14 protein-coding genes are annotated in these 17,597 nt (G+C 63.1%); 1 reads left to right on the forward strand and 13 read right to left on the reverse strand.

The features are described 5' to 3' along the window. A complete protein-coding gene (locus LU684_RS03995) occupies positions 1–1,302 on the reverse strand; it encodes an MFS transporter (RefSeq protein WP_232894161.1) in 1,302 nt (433 codons plus the stop codon). A 373-nt stretch (positions 1,303–1,675) separates the two neighbouring features. On the opposite strand from LU684_RS03995, the gene LU684_RS04000 reads away from it, so the two are divergent. Then, positions 1,676–2,806 (forward strand): porin, encoded by a 1,131-nt coding sequence (locus LU684_RS04000; RefSeq protein ID WP_016486222.1) that lies wholly within the window; start codon positions 1,676–1,678, stop codon positions 2,804–2,806. On the opposite strand, the gene LU684_RS04005 is transcribed toward LU684_RS04000, so the two are convergent. From LU684_RS04005 to LU684_RS04060, 12 genes are all read right to left on the reverse strand, one after another. After that, positions 2,783–3,721 (reverse strand): LysR family transcriptional regulator, encoded by a 939-nt coding sequence (locus LU684_RS04005; RefSeq protein ID WP_232894162.1) that lies wholly within the window; start codon positions 3,719–3,721, stop codon positions 2,783–2,785. The two genes, LU684_RS04000 and LU684_RS04005, sit on opposite strands and share 24 nt — an antisense overlap. Before the next feature lie 82 nt (positions 3,722–3,803). Beyond that, entirely contained in the window at positions 3,804–4,310 is a 507-nt protein-coding gene (locus tag LU684_RS04010; protein WP_016486220.1) for a peroxiredoxin, read from the reverse strand. Positions 4,311–4,398: 88 nt separating this feature from the next. Beyond that, a complete protein-coding gene (locus LU684_RS04015; RefSeq protein WP_016486219.1) occupies positions 4,399–4,539 on the reverse strand; it encodes a hypothetical protein in 141 nt (46 codons plus the stop codon). 252 nt (positions 4,540–4,791) lie between these two features. Further along, complete coding sequence (gene lipA / locus LU684_RS04020) at positions 4,792–5,760, reverse strand: lipoyl synthase (RefSeq protein ID WP_016486218.1); 969 nt, start codon at positions 5,758–5,760, stop codon at positions 4,792–4,794. 104 nt (positions 5,761–5,864) lie between these two features. Beyond that, the gene (glyA, locus tag LU684_RS04025) at positions 5,865–7,118 is read right to left on the reverse strand and encodes a serine hydroxymethyltransferase (protein WP_016486217.1); all 1,254 of its coding nucleotides are present in this window, start codon (positions 7,116–7,118) and stop codon (positions 5,865–5,867) included. Between the two features lie 63 nt (positions 7,119–7,181). Then, a complete protein-coding gene (gcvP, locus tag LU684_RS04030; protein ID WP_060516791.1) occupies positions 7,182–10,052 on the reverse strand; it encodes an aminomethyl-transferring glycine dehydrogenase in 2,871 nt (956 codons plus the stop codon). Positions 10,053–10,067: 15 nt separating this feature from the next. After that, on the reverse strand, positions 10,068–10,445 hold the full coding sequence (gene gcvH, locus LU684_RS04035; protein WP_023047041.1) for a glycine cleavage system protein GcvH: 378 nt from the start codon (positions 10,443–10,445) through the stop codon (positions 10,068–10,070). Positions 10,446–10,706: 261 nt separating this feature from the next. Then, positions 10,707–12,239 carry a sigma-54-dependent transcriptional regulator gene (locus LU684_RS04040; protein WP_232894163.1) on the reverse strand — a complete coding sequence of 511 codons (1,533 nt, stop codon included), beginning with the start codon at positions 12,237–12,239 and terminating at the stop codon, positions 10,707–10,709. A 93-nt stretch (positions 12,240–12,332) separates the two neighbouring features. Further along, complete coding sequence (gene cycA, locus LU684_RS04045) at positions 12,333–13,757, reverse strand: D-serine/D-alanine/glycine transporter (RefSeq protein ID WP_016486213.1); 1,425 nt, start codon at positions 13,755–13,757, stop codon at positions 12,333–12,335. Between the two features lie 448 nt (positions 13,758–14,205). After that, a complete protein-coding gene (gene betA, locus LU684_RS04050; protein ID WP_016486212.1) occupies positions 14,206–15,894 on the reverse strand; it encodes a choline dehydrogenase in 1,689 nt (562 codons plus the stop codon). 4 nt (positions 15,895–15,898) lie between these two features. Beyond that, positions 15,899–17,368: a cytosine permease gene (locus LU684_RS04055; protein WP_232894164.1), complete on the reverse strand. Its 1,470-nt coding sequence runs from the start codon at positions 17,366–17,368 to the stop codon at positions 15,899–15,901. Beyond that, positions 17,365–17,544, reverse strand: a complete 180-nt coding sequence (locus tag LU684_RS04060) for a hypothetical protein (protein ID WP_016500197.1) — start codon at positions 17,542–17,544, stop codon at positions 17,365–17,367. The genes LU684_RS04055 and LU684_RS04060 overlap by 4 nt, the downstream gene beginning before the upstream one ends. Positions 17,545–17,597: the final 53 nt, after the last annotated feature.

Consider the following 17,597-nt stretch of genomic DNA (forward strand, 5'->3'; position numbering starts at 1 on the left):
TCATTCGCATCCTGTGTTTTCGGGGAAGTATTTGAGGCAGGCCAGGCTGAGAACGCCGCCAGCCAGCAGGAAGTAGGCCGGCGCCAACGGGGTGCCGAGCGCCGCAATCAGCCAGGTCGCCACCAGCGGCGAAAACCCGCCGAAGATGGTCACCCCCAGGCTGTAGCTGACCGAGGTACCGAAGGAGCGCTGCGCTTTGGGGAAGCCCTCCATCATCAGCGCAAAGAACGCACCAGCACCGATGCAGGTAGGCAGGATCAGCACCGCTACGCACATCATGGCCAGGCCCATGTGTTGCACCTGCCCCAGCAGGTAGAACACCGGCAGGGTCAGCACCACTGGCGTGGCTACCGTCCACCCCAGCAGGCGTTTGCGCAGCTGGTACCTGTCGGCGAACTTGCCCGCCAGCGGGCAGATGATCGCCATGCAGCCGCTGCTGATACAGGCAATGGCCATTGCGCTGCCTGGCGGGTAGTGCAAGGCCGTGGTCAGGTAGGTGGGCATGTAGAACACGAACAGGTACATGCCGATGGTCGAGCTGGCCATCAGGCCGATGCCTTGGGCGATACGTTTGAGCACCTCGGCGTCCAGCGCCGCCTCGGCCTTGTGCGCTGCGGCGGCCTCGTGGGTTTCCGGCAAGCGCGTGCGTATGTACCAACCGACCGGGCCTATCAGCAGGCCAAAGATGAACGGTATGCGCCAGCCCCAGCTTTCCAGGGCAGCGGGGTCGAGCAACTGGCTGAGCGCAAAGCCGAAGCCGGCGCCCAGCAGGGCGGCGTAGCCCTGGCTGGCGGCCTGCCAGCTGACGTTCTGGCAACGCTTGCCAACCGCGCTGGACTCCATCAGGAACACTGACGCAGTACCCACCTCCCCGCCTGCCGACATACCCTGGATGAGCCGGCCGACCACCAGCAGCACCGTGGCAAAAATGCCGATCTGCGAGTAGGTGGGCGCAAACGCGATCAGCGCTGTGCCCAAGGTCATCAGCCCGATGGTAAGGCTAAGCGCCGCCTTGCGCCCGCGCCGGTCGGCATAGCGACCGATGACCATCGCCCCCACCGGGCGCATCAGGAAACCGACGCCGAAGGTGGCCAGCGACATCAACAACGATGCCATTGCCGACTCGGAGGGGAAGAAATGCCTGCCGATCAGCACAGCGAAGAAGCTGTAGATCGTGAAGTCGTACATTTCCAGTGCATTGCCCAGCGAGCAGGCAATCAAGGTTTTACGTGAGGAAGATGCCTGCGCGGCTGAATGCGCGCCCGTCTGCATAAGGGGCGGTGCGGGTAGCGGTGTGGTCATTGTTATCTCCGATGGCAATTCGCGGCGTGCAGCGAATATCGGCCAATCGGGCACCCAACACACTTGCAGTTTCGGCATGTGGCTAACCGATGGTTAATTGACCGACCCGGTCATTGACCAAATTGCCCTAACGTGGCGCACAGATTGCCTTGCCCCTGCGCGCTGCCCCGATAATGCTCACTCATCCGGGCATGGAGCGCGGCCCCGCAGCGTGATCAGCGCCTGTCTACTCCAGTCGTTCTCGCCAACCGTAACGCCCCGCGGGGCCTTGATTAACCAAACGGCATGACATGGCCGAATAAGCAATCACGCTGCAACGTGCTGTTCACCGACGCTACAGCCACCACATCACTGTGCTGGCCTGGAGTCGTGAATGAACACTCGCACTACGTCGTTGTTGTTGATGATCCAAGGGGCATGCCTTGCCGTGCAGGCACAGGCCGAGGGCTTTCCGACGCTCGGCCGGATTGCACCGGGTTTTGGCTATTACGGGGTGGATTACGGTTTCGATGACAAGCTCAAGGTCTACGGCACCGTGGATGCATTCGCCAGCTATCACGACTCGCAGCACCACTCGGGCTTTCGCCTGGCCGGCGGCGGCGCCTGGACCAACAAGGTCGGGCTGTATGCCCGCAAGGGGCTTACCCCTGACACCGTACTGGAACTGGACGTCGAGGAAGGCTTCAACGTCAATGGCAAAGCCCTGGAGGGCACCTGGGACACCATTGGCACCCTGCGCCTGGCAACGCTAGCGCTGCGCTCGCGCACCCTGGGCAAGCTTGAGTTCGGCAAGACCTACAGCATGGGCACGCCCACCTACGCCGACCCGTTCCTGGCCACATATGGCTCGCCCTACACCTACCTGGCCCTGCCTGCCGCCGGCAAGGGCGCCTATTACCTGGACCTGCGCCCCAAGCACACCCTGGCCTACACCAGCCCGAACCTGAACGGTTTCAGCATCGGCACCGCGCTAAGCTTCGGCTTCGACGATGCCGCCAGCCAGGGGCGCACCGTGCGCGGTGGTGGCGCCCGGCTGCAGTATCGTAACAGCCGGGTGATGCTGCTGGCCTCCTACAACCTGTACTACAGCGACCCCTGGGACGACGCTGGCACCTCGCGTCAGACCGCCAACTACTACAAGAGCCTATCGGCGTTCTACGATTTCGGCCCACTGGCCACCAGCCTGACCTGGCAACGCCAGGACGTAGACCAGGCCGGCACGCCCAGTACCACGCTGTACACCTTCGGGGTGATGGCGCCGGTCGGCGAGCGGGACGTGCTGCGCCTGGCCGTGATGCAGCGCCAGGTTACCGCCCGCGACAAGGACGCAGCAGGCGTGATGATTGGCTATGACCATTTCATCAACCCACGCTGGGCCATCTATGGCCGGCTGGGCCTGATTGCCAACCAGCGTGCGTCGTCGGTCACCTACGCTGGCACCCCGGTGGATCAGGTTGGCGACAACCCCAGCAATGTCTCGCTAGGCATGTACTACCACTTCTGAGGCCACGGGACGGGTTTGCCTGAGCACCTGCCCGCGCAAGCTGTGAAACAGCTCCTGGGCAGGCGCTGTAAGGCTGTGGCGGTCGATACAGACCAGGTTGATGGGGTAGTCCGGAATCAACTCCTGCACGGCCATGACCACGTACTCGCCATCCACACTAAAGGTAAACCCTTGGTCCACCGCCAGCTCGCTGATGGTCATCAACGATTCGGTATTCTTCAGCAGCTTGAGCGCCATCATCACCGAGGTGCATTCAACGGTGTTGTGCGGCACCTGGAGGCCGTTGACCTCGAACAGCTGGTGAAACTGCGAAGCCTGGTCCGACAGCTCATCCAGGCTGATCCAGTGGCCGTACTGCAAGGTGCGCAAAGACTTGGAAAACTTTTGTGCATTGGACGCGTGGCAAATCACCCTGCCCTTGATGCTGCCGAGCGCCTCCCAGTCCAGGCTCAGCCGGCTCAGGGGTTGCTGCGAGGTAATGGCAAAGTCCAGGCTGCCGTCGCGCAGGCGTTGCAGGATCTGGCTGGGACGCAAGTCGGTGATGGTGATCTTCACCCGCGGGTACTTGCGCCGGAAGGCCAGGATGCTTTCATCGACACCATCGAGCATCGCCGTCAGCGAGGTCACCCCGATCGACACCGCGCCCAGCGCGGCATCCTGAATGCTCGCCGCTTCGATCTGCAGTCGACGGATGCTCTCCACCACGAGGTTGGCGTGGCGGATGACGCGCTTGCCTTCCTCGGTAAGGGCCATGCCTTTGTGCGACCGCTGCAACAGGCTGAAGCCGACTTCCCGTTCCAGCTCCTTGATCGAACGGCTCAGCGCAGGCTGGGTAATGTGCATGAGCTTGGAAGCCTCAAGGATGCTGCCTGCGTTGTGGATGGCGACCAACGCCTTGAGTTGGTGAAGTTTCAACCGGGTATACCTTGTTGTTATCGGGTCGGATTGAACATATTCTTCGGCGCCCCTGACAGTCCTTGACTGAAAGGCCTGGCGCTTACAACTGACGCAACGCCGCCAGCACGCTCGCTGCATCACTGACCTCGAACTGGCCAGGCGCTTCGACAGCAACATGCTTGACCACCAGGTTGTCGACAACCATGGCATAACGCAGGGAACGGCGCCCCAATCCACGCGCGGACAGGTCCTGGATCAAGCCCAGTGCGTCGCTGAATTCGCCGTTGCCATCGCCAATCATCCTGACCTTTTCGCCCACCTGCAGGCTGTTGCCCCAGGCATTCATGACAAACGCATCGTTCACGGACACGCAGAGGATTTCGTCAACGCCCGCGGCGAACAACGCTTGTGCCTCAGCCACATAACCTGGGACGTGGCGTTCGGAACAGGTAGGCGTGAACGCGCCGGGCAAACCGAAAACAACCACTTTTTTATGCTTGCAGCGCTCGTGAACGGAAAAGGCATTCGGCCCGATCGCGCAGGCGCCTTCGTCATTGTTGTACGCGTACAGCGTAACGTCGGGCAATAGATCGCCAGTGTTGATCATCGTGGTCTCCTGGGTGCGTTGATGGCCGGGCACGCTATGATGCCGCAGTCCACCAAGCCAGGTACACCATGCCCGCGGCTACATGCGTTCAACGCGCCAATATTGCCTGGGTATGATCGATGGAAGGAACAGGCACCAGCACGCGCCGAGCCGCCAGCCATTCCCGCATGCGCGCCGTATCGAAAATCTGCCCCTCTTCCATCATCACCAGGATGAGCGCTTGTGACATTCGGTAACATCCACACTGGGAGCAATGCCGCTCTTCCCATCCATGGGTGCATTCAACGGATTGCGCCTGCCCTGCGCAAATCAGACAACTCATGTAAGCCCCCTGTTGTTTTTGTCCATGGAGGGTGAACGCAAGGTTACGAAAATCGCATGCCAAGCGCTGTACATGAGATTTTCATGCCAACTTTGAATTCCCTCCCTTTTCTTTACCCCGATCAGCGCACAACGCTCAACCGGCAACGACCCGTTCCGCTCACTGCACCTGCTGGTCAGCATGGTAGGACGAACGCACCAGTGGCCCGGACGCCACGTTTCTGAACCCCATTGCCAAGCCCTGCTCGGCAAACCAGGCAAAGGTGTCCGGGTGCACAAAGCGCTGCACCGGCAGGTGGCTGCGTGACGGCTGCAAGTACTGCCCCAACGTCAGCATGTCGACCTGATGCTCACGCATGCGCTGCATCACTTCGATCACTTCTTCATCAGTTTCGCCCAGGCCGAGCATCAGCCCGGACTTGGTCGGCACCCTCGGTACCTGTTGCTTGAAGCGCTCCAGCAGGTCCAGCGACCACTCGAAATCCGAGCCCGGCCGGGCCGCCTTGTACAGGCGCGGCACGGTTTCGAGGTTGTGGTTGAACACGTCTGGCGGTTCCTGCCCGGTGATGGCCAGGGCCACCTCCATGCGCCCGCGGTAATCGGGCACCAGGGTTTCCAGCTGAATGCCCGGCGACAGCCTGCGGATCTCGCGCAGGCAATCGGCAAAATGCCCGGCGCCGCCATCGCGCAGGTCGTCACGGTCCACCGAAGTGATCACCACGTACTTCAGGCCCAGGTCGGCGATGGCGATGGCCAGGTTCTTCGGCTCGTCGACGTCCAGCGGCCTGGGCCGACCATGGCCGACGTCGCAGAACGGGCACCGCCGGGTGCAGATGTCGCCCATGATCATGAATGTCGCCGTGCCGCCAGAGAAGCACTCGCCCAGGTTCGGGCAGGCGGCTTCCTCGCACACGCTGTGCAGCTTGTGCTTGCGCAGCAGGGCCTTGACCCGCGCTACCTCAGGCGTGGTAGGGATGGCCACGCGGATCCAGTCGGGCTTGCGTGGCACATCCTCGGTGGGGAGGATTTTCACCGGGATACGCGCCACCTTTTCGGCGCCGCGCAGTTTTACCCCGGCCTGCAACGGCTGCGGGCGCGGTGGTGTGTGTTGCAGTTGTTCGGTTGGCATGGCTGGCTCCTGGCTCTGGGCTGATATTGACCGACAGCATCACAGGGGCTGCTTTGCAGCCTTCGCGGGCAAGCCCGCGAAGGGCCGCAGAGCGGCCCCATTTGCTAGGCCGGATATACCGGGAACAGCTTGCACAATTCAGAGACCTGGCCCGCCACATGGGCCTCGACGTCAGCATCACCGAGGTGGTCGAGGATGTCGCAGATCCAGCTCGCCAGGGCACGGCACTCCGCTTCCTTAAAGCCACGGGTCGTCACCGCCGGGGTGCCGATGCGCAGGCCCGAGGTCACGAACGGCGACTGCGGGTCGTTGGGCACGGCGTTCTTGTTCACCGTGATGTGCGCACGCCCCAGCGCAGCATCGGCGTCCTTGCCGGTAATGCCCTGGCGGATCAGGCTGACCAGGAACAGGTGGTTGTCGGTGCCGCCTGAAACCACGTCGAAGCCCCGCTGCATGAACACCTGTGCCATGGCCTGGGCGTTGCTGATGACCTGGCGCTGGTAGTCCCTGAAGCCAGGCTCCAAAGCTTCCTTGAAGCACACCGCCTTGGCCGCGATCACGTGCATCAGCGGCCCGCCCTGCCCGCCCGGGAACACCGCCGAATTGAGCTTTTTCTCAAGCTCCGGGTCCGCCTTGGCCAGAATCAGGCCACCACGTGGCCCGCGCAGGGTCTTGTGGGTGGTGGTGGTGACCACGTCGGCATACGGCAGCGGGTTGGGGTACAACCCCGCCGCTACCAGCCCGGCGACGTGGGCCATGTCGACGAACAGGTAGGCCCCGACCTTGTCGGCGATCTGCCGAAAACGCGGGAAGTCGAGGGTTTTCGAATAGGCCGAGAAGCCCGCCACAATCATCTTCGGCTGGTGCTCGACGGCCAGGCGCTCGACGTCGTCGTAGTCGATCATGCCGTTGGCATCGATGCCATATTGCACAGCGTTGTACAGCTTGCCCGAGGACGACACCTTGGCACCGTGGGTCAGGTGGCCGCCATGCGCCAGGCTCATGCCCAACAGGGTGTCGCCGGCTTGCAGCAAGGCCAGGTAGACCGCAGCGTTGGCCTGGGAGCCAGAATGCGGCTGGACGTTGGCATAACCCGCACCGAACAGTTGTTTTGCGCGGTCGATGGCCAACTGCTCGACCACGTCGACATGCTCGCAGCCACCGTAATAACGCTTGCCGGGGTAGCCTTCGGCGTACTTGTTGGTCAGTTCGGTCCCTTGGGCCTGCATCACCTGCGGGCTGGTGTAGTTTTCCGAAGCGATCAGCTCGATGTGGTCTTCCTGGCGTTGCACTTCGCGGCGGATGGCCCCGGACAGCGCAGGGTCGAAATCGGACAGGGTCAGGCTTTTATGGAACATGGGTGTGATTCCTTGATTGTCTGGTCGGCAAATATGGCCCGGAGCGGCTCCGGGTCAGCAGGGTCAGGCGTCTTGATAGCTCGACAGCGGCGGGCAGGCGCAGGCCAGGTTGCGGTCGCCGTAAACGTTGTCCACGCGCCCCACCGGCGGCCAATACTTGCTCTCGCGCAGGTCGGCAAGCGGGTACACCGCCAGTTCCCGGCTATAGCTGTGGGCCCATTCACCGACCAGTTCGCTGGCAGTGTGCGGGGCGTTCTTCAACGGGTTGTCGAGCGCGTCCAGGGTCCCGTTTTCCACCGCGCGAATTTCTTCTCGGATGCAGATCATCGCGGCGCAGAAGCGGTCGAGTTCCTCCTTGGACTCGCTCTCGGTCGGCTCGACCATCAGCGTGCCGGCCACCGGGAAGGACATGGTCGGGGCATGGAAGCCAAAGTCGATCAGCCGTTTGGCCACATCCTCGACGCCAATGCCGCTGCTGTCCTTGAGCGGGCGCAGGTCAAGAATGCACTCGTGGGCCACCAGGCCGTTCTCGCCGGTGTACAGCACCGGGTAGTGCTCTTCCAGGCGCCGGGCAATGTAGTTGGCACTGAGGATCGCCAGCTGCGAGGCACGCTTGAGCCCTGCCCCGCCCATCATGCGGATGTACATCCAGGTGATCGGCAAGATACTGGCACTGCCATACGGCGCCGCGCTGACCGCACCCTGCTGCTTGGGCAGGTGGCCGTGCCCCGGCAGAAACGGCGCCAGGTGTGCCTTGACGCCGATCGGACCGACGCCGGGGCCGCCGCCACCGTGGGGAATGCAGAAGGTCTTGTGCAGGTTCAGGTGCGACACATCGCCACCGAACTTGCCGGGCGCACACAGCCCGACCATGGCGTTCATGTTCGCGCCGTCCAGGTACACCTGGCCGCCACACGCATGAATGATGTCGCAGATTCGCGTGATGCCGTCTTCAAACACACCATGGGTCGAGGGGTAGGTAATCATCAGGGCCGCCAGCTTGGCCTTGTGTTGCTCGGCCTTGTGCTGCAGGTCGGTCACATCGACATTGCCGCGCTCATCGCAGTTGACCACCACCACCTGCATGCCGGCCATCTGCGCCGTGGCCGGGTTGGTGCCATGGGCCGACGACGGGATCAGGCACACATCACGCCCGGCCTCGCCACGGCTGGCGTGGTAGGCGCGTATGGCCAGCAGGCCGGCGTACTCGCCCTGGGACCCGGCATTGGGCTGCAACGACATGGCGTCATACCCGGTGGCCGCACACAGCATGGCCTCCAGCTCATCGGTCAGTTGACGGTAGCCCAGCGATTGGCTGGCCGGGGCGAACGGGTGCAGGGCGCCGAACTCGGGCCAGGTAATCGGGATCATCTCGCTGGCAGCGTTGAGCTTCATGGTGCATGAGCCCAGGGCGATCATGCTGCGGTCCAGGGCCAGGTCCTTGTCGCCCAGGCGACGCAGGTAGCGCATCAGCCCGGTTTCAGAGTGATAACGGTTGAACACCGGGTGCTGCAGGTAATGCGTGTCACGCAGCAGCACCGACGGCAGGCAATCGGCACCGTCGGCAGCCAAAGCGGCGAACTCCGGAAGCGCCTGCCCGGCGCCCGCGAACACCTGCCACAGGGCCTCGACGCTCTCCTGCTCGCAGGTTTCATCCAGCGCGACGCCAACCCGAACGTCGTCGATCAGGCGCAGGTTCAGCCGGGCAGCGTTGGCCGCCGCCAGCACATCGGCCAACGGCCTGGCGGTTACCACGCTGACGGTGTCGAAGAAGTGCGCCTGTTCGACATGATGCCCAAGCTGGCGCAAACCCTGCACCAGGATCGCCGTCAGGCGATGCACCCGCCGGGCGATCTGTGCCAGGCCTCGGGGGCCGTGGTAAACCGCATACATGCTGGCGATGTTGGCCAGCAGCACTTGTGCGGTGCAGATGTTGCTGGTGGCTTTCTCGCGGCGGATATGTTGCTCGCGCGTCTGCATGGCCAGGCGCAGTGCCGGTTTGCCGAAGCGGTCGATGGACACGCCGACCAGGCGGCCGGGCATGTCGCGCTTGAACGCATCGCGGGTGGCAAAGTACGCCGCATGCGGGCCGCCGAAACCCAGTGGCACACCAAAGCGCTGGGCACTGCCGATGACCACGTCTGCGCCCCACTCCCCCGGGGGCGCCAGCAACGTCAGGGCCAGCAGGTCTGCGGATACCGAAACCAGCGCGCCCGCTGCATGGGCGCGTTGCACCAGGGCGCGGTGATCGACAATTGCACCGGTACTGGCCGGGTACTGCAACAGCAGGCCGAAATAGCCGTCCAGGGGTTGGCCCTCCAGCGCCGCCTCATCACCGATGACCACCTCGATACCCAGTGGCCGCGCACGGGTAAGCAACACATCGAGGGTTTGCGGGTGGCAATGGCGGGAGGCGAAGAACGCCGGGGCTTTGTTCTTCGCAAGGCGCTTGCAGAAGGTCATGGCCTCGGCGGCAGCGGTGGCTTCATCGAGCAACGAGGCGTTGGCGATTTCCATACCGGTCAGGTCGCTGATCAGGGTCTGGAAGTTCAGCAGTGCTTCCAGGCGGCCTTGGGAAATTTCCGGCTGGTACGGGGTATACGCGGTGTACCAGGCCGGGTTCTCCAGCAGGTTGCGCAGAATCGGAGCCGGGGTATGGCAAGGGTAATAGCCCTGGCCGATGTGGTTGCGATACAGCTGGTTGTTCGCGGCAATCGCCTTGAGTGCGGCCAGCGCCTCTGCCTCGCCCTGCCCCGGGGTCAGCGTGAGCACACTGCTGCCTTTTATGCTGGCGGGGATGACGCTGTCGACCAGCGCGTCGAGCGAATCATGGCCGGTCAGCGCCAGCATGGCCGCGATATCGCCTTCGCGCGGGCCAATGTGACGGGCAACAAATTCATCAAGCGTGCCCAGCGGGATACACGGGTTGTTCATGGCGGCCACCCCGGTTCAGGCGTTGTCGGCCAGGAAGCGGTCGTAGCCGTCCTGGTCCATCAGGCTATCGAGGTCAGCAGGGTTGCTGGCCTGGATACGGAAGAACCAGCCGTCCTGCATGGGCGAGGCGTTGATCAGCTCAGGGTCGTCGGCCAGTGCCTGGTTAACCGCCACCACCGTGCCTTTCACCGGCATGGTGATGTTGCTGGCGGCCTTTACCGACTCGAGCACCGCGACTTCATTGCCTTCCCCGTACTCGCCAGGCTCCGGCAGTTGCACGAACACCACGTCACCCAGCGCCTGCTGGGCATAGCTGGTGATGCCGACGGTCAGCTCGCCGGTCGCCTCCAGACGCAGCCATTCGTGTTCGGGCGTAAAACGCAGAGTGCTCATGGACGTTCCTCTCTTGTTATCGGGTGGGTCCCAGTGCGGGACTGCCAGATACAAGAGCAAGGGCGATGCCAACTCAGTATTTTCTATATTTATCAGTAGCTTGGAGCATGCGATCGAACGTTTCGAAGTACCTGCAGCGGAGCGTATTCGCTCCACCGCCAGCGCCCGGCAATCATCGATTGTGGGGCCCGCCACTGGATGCGGGCTCCACAGCAAAACGGAGCGCAATCACTCCAGTGGAGCGCATTCGAACCGGGTCAGCTACGAGACGCGGCTGGCGATGCCGTACTTGCGCAGGCGCTGACCGATGGCCGTGTGGGAAGTCTGCAGCCGCACGGCCAGTTGCCGGGTCGAGGGGTAGCTCTGGTACAAGTTCTCCAGCAAGGCCTTTTCAAAGGCCTGCACGGCGGCCTCCAGGCTGACGATTTCCGCCCCCTCGGCCTGCTGACTACTCAATGCGGTGCCGGCCAGTTCCAGGTCGTCGCAGTCGATCACCTCGCCTTCGCTGATGGCTGCTGCGCGGAAAATCACGTTCTGCAACTGGCGCACATTGCCTGACCAGCGATTGCCCAGCAGCAGCGGATGGGTGGCCAACGCCAGCCGGCAGGGTGAGCGCTGTATCTGCGCACAGGCCTGGCGCAGGAAATGTTCGGCCAGCAGCAGAATGTCCTTGCCGCGCTCGCGCAGGGGCGGCACCTTCAGGTTGAGCACGTTCAGCCGGTAGTACAGGTCTTCGCGAAAACTGCCCTCCATCACCATGTTTTCCAGGTTACGGTGGGTGGCACAGACCACCCGCACATTCACCCGCACCTCGTTGCCACCCCCCACCCGGCGAAAACTGCCGTCGTTGAGAAAGCGCAGCAGCTTGGCCTGCAGGTAGGGCGACATCTCGCCCACTTCATCGAGAAACACCGTACCGCCATCGGCCAGCTCCAACAGGCCCGGCTTGCCACCGCGCTGGGCGCCGGTGAAGGCGCCGGCGGCGTAGCCGAACAGCTCGCTTTCGGCCAGGCTTTCGGGCAGCGCTGCGCAGTTCAGCGCCAGGAATGACGTATCGTGCCGGGCACTGAGCGCATGGCAGGCACGGGCCACCAGCTCCTTGCCCGTACCGGTCTCGCCCTGGATCAGCAACGGCGCCTCCAGGCTCGCCACTTTGTGCAAGCGCGCCTTGAGCGCCTGCAGCGCGGCCGATTCCCCCAGCAACGCCCCAAGCCCTTCACCGTTGTCATGCAGCAGCGAGGCCAGGCGCTCGCCGATGCGGCTGGGTGGGTACAGGGTCAGCAAGCCCCCCACCAGGCCTTCGCCGCCGCCGCTGATGGGCGTGGCCTCCAGCAGCAGGGACTGGTCCTGAAAGCTCACCTCGCACATGGGCAGGCGAAAACCCTTGTCGATCAGGTTCTGCGCCAGGTTCGGCTCGGCAAACAGCTTGCTCAACGGCTCACCCGCCGGCTCGTGGCCCACCAGGCTGACCAGCGTCGGGTTGGCCAGCAGCACATGGCCAGTGGGGTCCACTGCCAGCACCGGGTCGCTCATGGCGGCCAGCAAGGCCTCCAGCTGCAAGCGCCGGCGGTGGCCGGGCAGGAAGTCGACCAGCGACACCTCCTGCACACCGTCCACCCCCAACAAGGCGGCATACAGTTCATCCAGCACGACCGGGGACAGCGTCGGGGCATCGATGTAGACATTCGGCGGAATCATTTCCACCGCGTCCAGGTTGAGGTTGCGCGCCCCGAGCAGCGACAGGATTTCCTGGGTGATGCCGACACGGTCGACAAAATTGACGTGGATTCTCATCTAAGCTCCTCAGCCAAAATCCCTGTTTGGCAACAAGACAACAAGGGGACAGCGCAGCGCGCCGTCCCCTTGGGCAACACATGAATGGGCCGGTCAATCAGCGTCAAACGACAACTGCGCCGTCGCCTGTTTTTTCTGGCGGATGGACCGGTACGCCAGGCCCAGCACGGCAAACCACACCGGCACCAGGTACAACGCCATGCGGGTGTCGGCCTCCAATGCCAGCAATGCCAGGATGCAGGCGAAGAACGCCAGGCATACCCGGCACATCACGGTGCCGCCCGGCATCTTGTACTTCGACGCCTGGTGCAACGGGTCGCGCTGCTTGCGGTACGCCAGGTACGACAGCAGGATGATCGACCAGACAAACATGAACAGCAGTGCCGATACCGTGGTAATCAGGGTGAAGGCATCGAGCATGTTCGGCACCAGGTAGATCACCAGCGCCCCGCCGGTCAGGCACATACACGAGAAGATCAGGCCATTGGAGGGCACGGCACGGCGGGACAGTGCGCCGAACTTGCCAGGCGCATCACCGTCCATCGCCAGGCCGTAAAGCATGCGGCTGGTCGAGAACACGCCGCTGTTGGCCGACGACATGGCCGAGGTCAGTACCACGAAGTTGATGATGCCTGCGGCTGCCGGCAGGCCGGCCAGCACGAACAACTCGACGAAGGGGCTCTTGTTGGCCACCACTTCACGCCACGGGGTAACGGCCATGATGGCGATCAGCGCCAGCACATAGAACACGATGATGCGCACCGGAATCGAGTTGATCGCCCGCGGCAGGTTGCGCTCCGGGTTCTTGGTTTCGGCCGCGGTCGTACCCACCAGCTCGATGCCGACGAAGGCAAACACCGCTATCTGAAAGCCCGCGAAAAAGCCCATGGCGCCGTGGGGGAACATCCCGCCGTCGTTCCACAGGTTGGCCAGCGCTGCGGCATGCCCGGCCGGCGACTGATAGGCCGCCGCCACCATGTAGAAGCCGGTGCAGACCAGCGCGCAAATGGCCACGATCTTGATCATGGCGAACCAGAACTCCATTTCCCCGAACATCTTGACGGTCATCAGGTTCAACGTCAGCAACAGCCCCACGCAGGTCAGCGCCGGTATCCACAATGGCATGTCGGGGAACCAGAATTGTGTATAGGCAGAAATGGCAATCACATCGGCAATGCCGGTGACAATCCAGCAGAACCAGTAGGTCCAGCCGGTAAAGAACCCCGCCCACGGCCCTAGCAGGTCAGCAGCAAAGTCGATGAACGATTTGTATTGCAAGTTGGACAGCAACAGCTCGCCCATTGCGCGCATGACGAAGAACAGCATGAAGCCGATGATCATGTAGACAAAGATGATGGAAGGCCCAGCCAGGCTGATGGTCTTGCCAGAGCCCATGAACAGGCCGGTGCCGATGGCACCGCCGATGGCGATCAGCTGGATATGGCGGTTGGACAGGTTGCGTTTGAGTGCGTGTGCGTCACCTTCAGGCGGGCAGTGACCGTGCGGCAAGTTAGTCATTGTTATGTACCTTGCTGGTTTAATTGTTTTTATAACGTCACAAGTTCAACCCTCGGGACCGGATGAACAACGTTCAGTGCCGAGCGAGTGCAAGGTGGGGGAGCAAGGTCTGTGCCAAGCGCAAATACTGCGAGTTAGAGGGGTTCTGGCGAAAAGGGCTGGACCGGCTGTAAAGAAGTCACTCCATCTATTTGCGTCAATCAGGCCGTTGTGCTGCCCCAGGCATCGCCAGCGCTGTACTTGCACCCCCTGTATCGAAATCATTCCAATGGAGCGCATTCAGTCCAATCTCATGGCCTGGACTGGCCTCTGTGAGAGCGGCCTTGTGTCGCGAAAGGGCTGCAAAGCAGCCCTAGCAATTTGTGCTTCTGCGCTGAAATCCTGGGGCTGCTTTGCAGCCCTTTCGCGACACAAGGCCGCTCCCACATTGACCGCGTCAACCGGTAGTTTACCGGACAGGCATCTCGCGCACCGGCTTGCGGCTACGTTGTTGCTCCTCCCAGCCCTCCACCATGCCAACCGGCACATCAGCCGGTGCCAGCGGCTGGCGCCCGCGCACCAGGTCGGCGGCGCGCTCGGCCAGCATGATGGTCGGGGCGTTGAGGTTGCCATTGGGCTCGCTCGGGAACACCGAGGAGTCGATCACCCGTAGCCCCTGCAAGCCGTGTACACGCAACGCAGAGTCCACCACTGCCATGTCATCCTCGCCCATGCGGCACGAGCCGCACGGGTGCATGGTGCTTTCCATGTTGGCGCGCACGAAGGCGTCGATTTCTTCGTCGGTCTGCACCTGCGGCCCCGGCGCCAGCTCTTCGCCGCGGTAGCGGTCCATGGCCGGCTGGGCGATGATCTCGCGGGTCAGCCGCACACAGCGGCGGAAGCCCTCGCGGTCCTCTTCGCTCGCCAGGTAGTTGAAGCGGATTTGCGGGTGCTGGTAAGGGTCGGCCGACAACGCCCGCACATGGCCCCGGCTCTTGGGCTTGTTGGGCCCGGTCAGCACCATGAAACCATGCCCCTTGAAGGGCTTGTCGCCGTCGTAGCGCATGGCCGCTGGCAGGAAGTGAAACTGGATGTCCGGCCAGCGCAGGCCCTTGGACGAACGGATGAAGCCGCCCGCCTCGAAGTGGTTGCTGGCCCCCAGGCCGTCCTTGAACAGCAACCAGCGCAAGCCGATCAGGGCCTTGCCCAACAGGTTCATCTTGCCGTTGAGGGTTACCGGCTCCTTGCACGCATACTGGATGTAGATTTCCGAGTGGTCCTGCAGGTTCTCGCCCACCCCAGGCAAGTCGTGGCGCACCTCGATACCGGCGTTTTTCAGCACCGCAGCCGGGCCGATGCCGGAGCGCTGCAGCAAGTGCGGCGAACCGATCGGGCCAGACGCCACCAGCACCTCGCGGTTGCACATGACTTTGTGCGTCTGCCCGCCCTGGTCGTACTCCACGCCCACCGCCCGCTTGCCCTCCAGCAAGATGCGCCGGGTCATGGCATGGGTGATCACGGTCAGGTTCGGCCGGCTCATGGCCGGGCGCAGGTAGGCATTGGCGGTGGACCAGCGCACGCCATCCTTCACCGTCATGTGCATGGCACCAAAGCCTTCCTGCATGTAGCCGTTGCAGTCGTCGGTCTTGATGTAGCCGGCCTCGGCACCGGCTTCGATCCAGGCACCGTACAGCGGGTTTTTCATGTTGTTGCCGTTGTTGGTCGACAGCGGCCCCGCCCCGCCCCGGTAGTCGTCACCACCGAATTTGTATTGCTCGGCACGTTTGAAATACGGCAGGCAATTGCGGTAGCTCCAGTTTTTCGCGCCCAGGCTTTCCCACTCATCGAAGTCACAGGCATGGCCACGGATGTACACCAGGCCATTGATCGACGACGAACCGCCCAGCACCTTGCCCCGTGGGCAGTGCAGGCGCCGGTTGTCGAGGTGCGGCTCGGCCACGGTCTCGTAGTGCCAGTTGTATTTTTTGGTGTTCATCGGCAAGGAGAACGCACTGGGCATCTGGATCAGCACGCTGCGGTCGCTGCCGCCGAACTCCAGTACCAGTACCGAAGTACCGGCGTCTTCGCTGAGGCGGTTGGCCAACACGCAGCCGGCCGAGCCCGCACCGATGATGATGTAGTCGTATCGCTTGGTCATTGTTCTAGTCCTGTGCGCGAAGGCCTACGGCCTCGATATTGCGTGCGTTACGCTTTGGGTAGCCGCCCCAACCCAGGCGTGCTGCCAGCAGTCGGGTCAGGCCGTAGTGCACCAGCCCGGCCAGCAGGCAGGACGGTAGCGAGGCCGTGGCGAAGGTGAAGAAGTCGGTATGGGCCAGGGTTTGCGGGTTGAACACCACCACGTAGACCGCAAAGCCCGCCACCAGCGCCACCAGCGCGACGGGGTTGAAGCCTTTGCAGTAGCGCAAGGGCGACACGCTCTGTTCGGCGTAGATATGCCGCAGGTTCAGGCGTTGCTTGCGCAGGACGAAGTAATCGGCGATGCCGATACCGGCCAGGGCGCTGTTAAGGGCGGAGGTCCACACCAGGAAGATGAAGAAGCCATCGTAGATCCCCGGCAGCAACACCACGATAACCACCGGGATGATGCAGAACAGCGCGATCAACACCCCCCAACCCACACTGCGCAGGCGTTCGCCTGCCAGCTGGCGCAAGCCGATCACTGCGGTGTAGAGGATGTTGACCATGCCGGTCAGGTTCGCCAGCGCCAGGAAACTCAAGGCGATGATACCGAAGCCCATGCCACCGGCCAGGCGCATCCACGCCGTGGGGTCGCTGCTGCCCAGGGTGGTGGCCGCGAACAGGCTGACCGACTCACCCAGCGAAGCGGCGCCGAAGATGCCCACCAGGTTGGGCCAGAAGGCCGTACGCTGGTTGCTGCACAGGCGCGACAGGTTGCCGATGTAGGGCCACCACGAAAAGCCCGCAGCAATGTTGATTTCCACCGCGACCATGAAGTTGACGTGCGGGTTCTCGAAGGGTGGCTGCAAGGGCGGCATGGCCAGCAGTTCGTCGAGGCTGTAGCGCCGGGAAATGAAGTACATCAGTGCCAGCATGATCAGGATCAGGCTGGGTGCGATCACCGCACTCAGGCGGCGGATCATGTCCGGCCCGCGCATGGCAACCAGGGCCGCCAGCACAATGGCCAGCAAAGCCCCGGCGGTTACCAGCCAACCGTCTGCGCCGGGCTGGCGCTGTTGCACCAGGGTCTCGAGGTTGTCCAGCGCCCGCCCGCACATCAGCCCAAGCACCGCCAGCCACCCCATGGTCAGCACCACCACCGAGAGGAAGTAGACCAGGCGGCTGCCATTGAGGCCGAACATGCTGCGCAGGAAGGTGAACTGCTCGACGCCGTACTTGCCACAGGGCAGACAGGTGGACGAGGCAGCCAGCACCACGCCGATAATGTTGCCGATGATGATCGCCGCAATCCCTTGCAAGGGCCCGACGAACAGCGCCGTGGCGCCGCCGATCAGGAACACCCAGGTGGCCACCGCCAGCGCCGAGTTGGCGTAGGCAAAGCCCCAGAAGCCCCAGACCCGCTCACCGGGTAGCAAGGGGGTGTCGCCACGTTCCGCACCCAGGCGAAACTCCTGCTCGCGGGAGGCGCTCATGGCTGGCCTCCCAGGTAGTACGCGCCAGCAATCATCACCAGCACCAGCAGGGTAAGTGCAACCACGTCAGCCGCCGTCAAGGCGCCCGGCCACTGCACACGCTTCTCCAATTCCTCGTAGGCGCACAGGCGCCTTTCCAGGTCCTGCGCACGCTCCACATCCACTTGGCTGTTCATCGGCATCACCTCGACAGGTTCTTGTTCTTGAAATTCGATGCTTGATTGAACCT

This window comes from Pseudomonas sp. NMI542_15 (assembly GCF_021283425.1).
Classification (GTDB): domain Bacteria; phylum Pseudomonadota; class Gammaproteobacteria; order Pseudomonadales; family Pseudomonadaceae; genus Aquipseudomonas; species Aquipseudomonas fortuita.